Source organism: Streptomyces sp. 8L (genome assembly GCF_020176795.1).
In the GTDB taxonomy this organism is placed as follows: Bacteria; Actinomycetota; Actinomycetes; order Streptomycetales; family Streptomycetaceae; genus Streptomyces.
Window position 1 is genome coordinate 1 of the sequence record NZ_JAIUKE010000537.1, and the last position, 7,438, is coordinate 7,438.

General features: G+C 73.9%; 5 protein-coding genes. 3 read left to right on the forward strand and 2 right to left on the reverse strand.

What is annotated here, in order from left to right:
• On the reverse strand, nucleotides 1-575 hold a 575-nt coding region (locus LCE31_RS33565), incomplete at its 3' end, for a TerD family protein (RefSeq protein ID WP_225021241.1).
• Between the two features lie 256 nt (nucleotides 576-831).
• Here LCE31_RS33565 and LCE31_RS33570 point away from each other — a divergent pair.
• The 3 genes from LCE31_RS33570 to LCE31_RS33580 all read left to right on the forward strand — a co-directional run bounded on the left by LCE31_RS33570 (nucleotide 832) and on the right by LCE31_RS33580 (nucleotide 4,789).
• The gene (locus LCE31_RS33570; RefSeq protein ID WP_225021233.1) at nucleotides 832-1,323 is read left to right on the forward strand and encodes a DUF6643 family protein; all 492 of its coding nucleotides are present in this window, start codon (nucleotides 832-834) and stop codon (nucleotides 1,321-1,323) included.
• 170 nt (nucleotides 1,324-1,493) lie between these two features.
• A complete protein-coding gene (locus LCE31_RS33575) occupies nucleotides 1,494-2,105 on the forward strand; it encodes an Rv1733c family protein (protein WP_225021235.1) in 612 nt (203 codons plus the stop codon).
• A 272-nt stretch (nucleotides 2,106-2,377) separates the two neighbouring features.
• The gene (locus LCE31_RS33580) at nucleotides 2,378-4,789 is read left to right on the forward strand and encodes a right-handed parallel beta-helix repeat-containing protein (protein ID WP_225021237.1); all 2,412 of its coding nucleotides are present in this window, start codon (nucleotides 2,378-2,380) and stop codon (nucleotides 4,787-4,789) included.
• A 187-nt stretch (nucleotides 4,790-4,976) separates the two neighbouring features.
• Here LCE31_RS33580 and LCE31_RS33585 read toward each other — a convergent pair whose 3' ends face one another.
• Complete coding sequence (locus LCE31_RS33585; protein ID WP_225021239.1) at nucleotides 4,977-7,361, reverse strand: hypothetical protein; 2,385 nt, start codon at nucleotides 7,359-7,361, stop codon at nucleotides 4,977-4,979.
• Nucleotides 7,362-7,438: the final 77 nt, after the last annotated feature.

Below are 7,438 nucleotides of genomic sequence, written 5' to 3' on the forward strand. Positions count from 1 at the left end.
GGCGGGGGGGGGGGGGGGGGCGGGGGCGGCGTGCCCAACGAGCCGTCCCGGCCCGCCGGTTCGTCGACCGAGATACCGAAGTCCGTGGCCAGTCCCCCGAGTCCGGTGCTGTACCCCTGCCCCACGGCGCGGAACTTCCACTCCCCCTGGCGGCGGTAGAGTTCGCCGAGGACGTACGCTGTCTCCACCGTGGCGTCCGCGCTGTCGTAGCGCGCGATCTCCTCGCCGGTCCCGGCGTCGGTGATCCGTACGGACAGCTCGGGCACCTGGCCGAAGGTGCCGCCGTCCGCGGAGGCGGCGAGCACGATGCGGTCGACGGCGGGCTCGACCCGGGCCAGCTCCACGGCCAGAGTGTCCGTGACGGTGGTTCCACTGGGGCGTTTTCCCTCGTGGCGGACGGTGCCCGCGGCGTCGGCCGGCTGGTTGTAGAAGACGAAGTCGGCGTCCGACCTGACCCGGCCGGAGACGAGCAGCAGCGCCGACGCGTCGACGTCCGGCACGCCGGGCTGCGAACTCCAGCTCAATTCGACGCGTACGGCGGGCGACGGGACCCGCACATTGGCCCCTTTAAGCATGGACATGATCTCCCCCATCGCGCCGTGTCCGTACCCGGTTTTCCATCTCCCCAACGTAATCGCGAAGGCGTCCGGGCGCCGGGCGCGACCCGTCAGTAACCCGTGCCTCCCTTGCCCTTTACGCGATTCAAACGCGCCAGGGCGACCGATTTTGGCAAGTTCGCTCGCATTGGCGATCCGAAGTAACGAAGAGCTGCCTAAAGAACCGTCTAACCAGACTCCCCAATCGACACATGGTGGGCTTAATCTCTGTGCCATGACCTCCCCCCGCTCCTACGGCGGCGGTTACTACACCGCGCCGTCGTTTCCGGACACCCCGATCTACGATTCACTCGTCGCAGAGCGAGGCACGCCTCAGATCGCACCGATCCGAGTGCCCTCCGCGTACGACTCGGGTCCGAGCTACCTGCCGGCCCTGCCGTCGTCCCTCCCCGCGCTGCCCCCGGCCCCCTCGGGGCCCGTGCCGCAGCAGTACGGGTACCCGCAGCCGATGCAGCAGCCCGTCCCGCTGCAACAGGCGCCCGCGCCGTACATCCCGCAGCAGGCCCAGCAGCCGCGCGGCGGCTACCCCGGCCAGCAGCCCGGCTACCAGCAGCAGCCGCAGCGGCCCATGCCCCAGCGCCCCGCTCCGGCCGGCTACGACGGGATGCGGCCCGCGGCCCCGATGCGTCCGGCCCCCGCGCCGTCGGCTCCCGGACCCTACGAGGGAGATCCGTACAACAGGCCCTACCAGGGCAGGGGGTACTGACCCGTAGCAGACGGGCACGCACCGGACCCATGGGAGGTCCCGTACGCCAGGCAGGGCGGCTTCGCTATGAAGCCGCCCTGTTTTTGTGAGCCCCCTGTGTGAGGCGTGCCACCACGGGAACCCGAGCCTCCGGCAGGTGCGTTGCTTCCGACGGAAGGGGGTGCGGGACGGTGAGAGTGGTACTGGGTATCTGGCGATGGCGGCACAACCCCCTGCGCCGTACAACCGACCTGATCGAGGCGTGGCTCGCGGTCCTTGTCGCCGCACTGCTGGTGTTCGGGGCGCCCGCGGCGGGCTGGCTCAGCGGGTCCGCGCTCAACTCCTCGCTGCAACGGACGGTGGCCACGCAGCAGCAGGAGCGCCACGAGTCGACGGCCGTGATGGTCACCGACTCGAAACAGCACGGGAACACCGGCTTCTTCGACCCCGACTCGGCCTCGGTACAGAGCTCCGACGCGCGGGTGGTCGCACAGTGGACCACAGCGGGGAACGCCAAGCACGTCGGCACGGTCACGGCGCCGCGCGCCCACCTCGCGCCGGGCGACACCTTCACCATGTGGACGGACACGCACGGCACGCAGGTGCCCGCACCGCTGAACGGGGATGTCGCGCACTTCCACGCCGTGTTCTCCGGGATCGTCGCGGCCCTCCTCACCGCGGTCCTGCTGCTGGGCGCCTGGCGGCTCGCCGTATGGCGCCTCGTGCACCAGCGGTACAAGGAGCTGGACCGCCAGTGGGCACACGTCGGACCCGACTGGGGACGCACGGGCACGGGCAGTTGAGGCGGGGGGGGGGGGGGGGGGGGGGGGGGCCCCCGGGGGGGGGGGGCGGCGGGGGGTGGGGCGGGGGGGGCGGGGGGGGCGGCGGGGCGCCCGGCCGCCGGTTGGGCGGCGCCCCCGGCCGCCCCCCCCCCGGATCGCGTTCGCCCGCTGCCGCCGCCACCGGCCGCGACGTCAACTCGCCACCGCCACGCACGCTAACGTGGTGCGCGGCCCGGTCCGGAAGCCGCGGCCGGGAGCACCACAGTCGCACGAGGTGGGGGCAGCACAGCGCCATGGCACAGGGCACGGTCCAGGTGACGCACTCGGGTACATCGCGGTGGCGGCGCCGCACGGGTGAGTACGCCTCTCTCGCCGCTGCCCTGGAGGCCGCCGCCGACGGAGACGTCCTGACGGTCGCTCCGGGCACCTATCGGGAGAACCTCGTCGTCGGGCGGGCGGTGACGCTCCGCGGCCCCGAGGGCTCACTCGGCTCCGTCCGCATCGCACCGTACGACGGGGTGCCGCTGACGGTGCGCGCCTCGGCGACCGTGCAGGACATCCATGTCGAGGGGCAGGACTCCGCGGCGCCCGCGCTGCTCGTCGAGGACGGCACACCGGAGCTGCTGGACCTGCGGATCGTCACGCGCTCCGCCACCGGCATAGAGGTGCGCGGCGCCGCCAGGCCCACGGTGCGCCGCGCCACGGTCGACAATCCCGCCGGCGTCGGGCTGGCGGTGCTGGACGGGGCCGGCGGGGTCTTCGAGGAGTGCGAGATCGTCGCGGCCGGACAGGCGGGGGTGGCGGTCAGCGGCGGGGCGCGTCCGCGCCTTGAGCGCTGCCGGGTGCACCACGCCTCGGGCGCCGGAGTCAGCGTCGCGGGCGACGACACGGGCCTTGAGGCGATCGGCTGCGAGGTGTACGAGATCAAGGGCACCGGCGTGCAGGTGGCCTCGCGCGGCGTCGCCCACTTCACCGACTCCACCTTTCACCGTACGACAGCGGACGGCATCACGCTCGACACGGACGCCGTGCTGACGCTGTCGGACTGCGACATCCACGACGTGCCGGAGAACGCGGTGGACCTCAGGTCCCGCTCCGTCCTCACGCTCACCCGCTCGACCGTGCGCCGCTTCGGACGCAACGGCCTCTCGGTCTGGGACCCGGGCACCCGCGTCGACGCGAACCAGTGCGAGATACATGACGCGACGGGCGACTACCCGGCGGTCTGGGTCAGTGACGGCGCGACGGCGGTGCTCGACGCCTGCCGCGTGCACGACGTGCCGGACGCGCTGTTCGTCCTGGACCGGGGCTCGCGCGTGGACGTCGTCGACAGCGACCTCACCCAGGTGCGCAACACCGCCGTCTCCGTCAGCGACGGCGCCACCGTGCAGCTCGACGACTGCCGGGTCAGCCACGCCTCGACGGGCGCCTGGTTCCGCGACCACGGCAGCGGCGGCACCCTCGCGTCCTGCACGATCGACTCCGTTCAGACGGGCGTGATCGTCACGAAGGGCGCCGACCCGGCGATCGAGCGCTGCGTCATCACCTCGCCGTCGGAGGCGGGCTTCTACGTGTCGGCCGAGGGCCGTGGCACGTTCAGGAGCTGCCGGGTGACCGGCAGCGGCGGCTACGGCTTCCACATCATGGACGGCTGCCGCACGACACTCAACCGGTGCCGCACCGAGCGGTGCGCGCGCGGCGGTTACGAGTTCACGGACGAGGGGCCCGTCGTGGAGGACTGCACCAGTGACGAGAGCGGGATCGTGGCGGCCGGGCCCCAAGCGCGGGGCGTGCTGACCGCGACCCAGTCCCCCGCGCTGCTCGCCCCGGTGCCCGCGCCGGCGCCGGCGGCGGTGGCCGCCCCCGACGCGGCCCCGGTGCCCGCGGAGCCCGCCCGGGCCTCGGACGACGTACTGGCCGAACTGGACGCCCTGGTGGGCCTGGAGAGCGTGAAGCGCGAGGTGCGCGCGCTGACCGACATGATCGAGGTCGGCAGGCGGCGCAGAGAGGCCGGCCTGAAGGCCGCGTCCGTCCGCCGCCACCTGGTGTTCACCGGCTCCCCCGGCACCGGCAAGACCACCGTGGCGCGGCTGTACGGCGAGATCCTGGCGTCCCTGGGGGTGCTGGAGCGCGGCCATCTGGTCGAGGTGTCCCGGGTGGACCTCGTCGGCGAGCACATCGGCTCGACGGCGATCCGCACCCAGGAGGCGTTCCAGAAGGCGGCGGGCGGTGTGCTGTTCATCGACGAGGCGTACGCGCTGTCGCCCGAGGACTCGGGCCGGGACTTCGGCAAGGAGGCCATCGACACCCTGGTGAAGCTGATGGAGGACCACCGGGACGCGGTCGTGGTGATCGTCGCCGGGTACACCGCCGAGATGGAGCGGTTCCTCTCCGTCAACCCCGGTGTGGCGTCCCGCTTCTCACGCACCATCACCTTCGGCGACTACGCGCCCGAGGAGCTGCTGCGGATCGTGGAGCAGCAGGCCGAGGAGCACGAGTACCGGCTCGGCGAAGGCACACCGGAGGCGCTGGTGACGTACTTCTCGGTCCTGCCGAAGGGCCCCGCGTTCGGCAACGGCCGCACGGCGCGCCAGACCTTCGAGTCGATGGTGGAGCGGCACGCGGGCCGGGTCGCCCAGCTGCCCGAGGCCAGCACGGACGACCTGACCCTCCTCTACGCGGACGATCTGCCGGAACTGCCCTGAGGCGGGCCGCACGCCGGGGCGCTCTTTTCGGGGCCTGAACGCCCCGGGCGCGGTCCGGCGGCGTCACGCGCCCCACTCGTACACCGCGCCCGTCCCGCGCCCCGCTCCCACGCCGCCGTTCCGCGCCCCACTCGTACACCGCCGTCGCGCAGATTTCCCGGGCCCCACGCTGCCGTTCAGGCCGCCGTCAAGCGCCGCCGTTCCCGCTGTCCTTCGCCGTACCGCCCGTGGCCTCCTCGTGCGCCACGCCGTCCGGGCGCCGCGGCTGCCCGGGAACGGCCGGCAGCGGGGCGCGCAACAGGGTGGCCCGCTCCTCGGCGAAGGCCGGATCGGCCTGGTAGTCGCCGTGGCCGTTGATGCCCTCCGGCAGCGGCCGGTCCGTACGGCGGCCGTAGGACAGCGGGTCGCGCAGCGGTCCCCTGTCGACGTCGGGCAGCGCGCCCCCGTCGGTCGCGCCGACGGGCCCGCCGATCGCGTCGGTGTCCCGCCACAGGTTGCGCCAGCTGGGCATCTCCCGGTGCAGCGCGGTCAGTTGGGGTTCGCCGAAGTAGGCGGGGAACCAGCGCCCGTACAGGCGTTTCAGCGGTGCGCCGTAGGTGAGGAGCGCTGTCCTCTTGCGGGTCGCGGCGTCCAGCTGCCACACGGTGGCGGCGGCGAGGACGGTCCCCTGGGAGTGCCCGGACAGCACCAGCCTGCCGCCGGTGGCCCGCGTCCAGGTGCTGATGCGCCAGATCAGATCGGGCACCGCGCGCTCCGCGTAGCAGGGGGGCGCGAAGGGGTGGGCGGCGCGCGGCCAGAACGTGCCGACGTCCCACAGGATTCCGACGGTCTGGCGGATGGCCGGCCGGCTGTACGCGAGCCTGCCGAGCGTGACGAAGGCGAGGAAGCCGATTCCGACGAACCAGGACCCGAGTCCCTGCGCGGTCTCCGCGACGCCTTGGAGGAACGGGCCGGTGTGCTCCGCCGCGCGCCCCGGCACCTCCCCGGAGATCCATGACAGCGCCACGGCCGCGGCGCCGAGCAGCAGGGCCGCCCCGGCCAGGACACCGACGAGCCGGGGCGCCTGGTCGGTGAGGCGGACGAGCGCGCGGCGATCCGCGATCTGACCGGTGCGCGCGGCGTCGGCACGCTCCTGGCCCGGCCCGCCGCCCACCCCGAAGTCGGCCTCCACGCGCGGCCGTTCCGCGCGGGCCGCACGGGCCGTCCGTACGGCGAGGACCCCCACGGGCACGAGCAGCAGCACCAGCAGGACGGGGATGACGGATGCCTGCCAGCTCAGCAGGGGCGGTGGCGCGGGCGCCGCGGCGGCGCCCATGCCGGGTGTCGCGTCGCCGTCCAGCCAGTCCGCGACGCGCTGGGCCACACCGCCGGTCATCACCCCCGCGATGGCGCAGGCGAACATCGCGACGGCGGGTCCGCCGAGGCCGCGCAGCGCGGTGCCCGGCCTGCGGGTGGTGCGGTGCAGCACGAGGGCGCAGCAGGCGAGCGCGACGACGAGGACCGCCTGGGCGAGGGCGACCACGCGGAAGGTGCCGTCCCCGGTGAGGGTGCCGGAGGAGTGCCAGCCGGTACGGGACCATCCGGCGTAGGCGCCGCTGAGGACGAGCAGGGCGAGCGCTGCGCCCGGCAGGGCGGCGGTCAGCTTCGAGTCGAGCCTGAGGTCGCGGACGGATTCGCTGCGCCCGCTGCGGCACACCACCCACACGACCGTCAGCGCGCAGCAGGCGAGGGCGGCCTGGAGCAGCCGTCCGAGGAGTTCGGCGCCGCCTGTCGCGGCGTCATGCCGCACCGCGGCGCCGGCGAGGGCCGCCGCGACGGTGACGAACCCGGCGGCGGTGTGCGCGGCGCGCAGGCGCGCGACGATCCTGCGGCCGTACCAGAAGCCGGGGCGGGCGAGCGCGGGCCGCGGTGAGGCGGGGTCGGTGTCCGGGTCGGCGTCCTCGTCGGCGCCGGGCGGGCGCTGGGTCTCGTACATCGCCCAGGTGCGGTGGGAGAGATACCACAGGAGGCCGACGAGCGCCGTGGGCACGACGGCGGCGAGCGCGAGCCTGCGTCCGGGCTGGGACCACCAGCCGTGGTGGGCGGGCGAGAGGAACGCGAGCCAGGACCGCTGGGCGCCGCACAGCGCCGAGCCCGCGCACTGCCAGGCCGTCAGATCGAGCGCGACCTCGCAGGCCGACGCGGTGAACAGCACGGTCAGCGTGAGGGCGAGGAGCCGTACGAGCACTCCGTACAGCCGTCGCACGCGCGTAATTCCATGGGTGTCGGGGCGCATCCAGTGCGCGATGTTGACGACCATGAACGGCAGCAGGAGCAGCCACAGGGCGCGCGTCCCCCCGCCCGAGGTGAGCCCCGACCAGCAGTACGCCTCCTGGATGGGGCCTTCGGGGCGGTCGGCGGGGTCCGTGCGCCGCTCGGCGTCGGTGTCGTCGACCCGCCGGTGGAGGGCGGCCGTGGCGTCGCCGCTGACCCGTACCGTACGGGCGCTGTCGAGCATCTCGCCCGGGGTGTGCCCGCCGACGCCGTGGACGAGGAGTTCGAGGGTGGCGTCGGGCTGCCTCGTGGGGCCCACGGCGGGCAGCGGGAAACCATTTCGCGCGGGCGGAGGATTTTCCGTGGATACCGGGCCGAGGCGGCGCGTGATTGGTG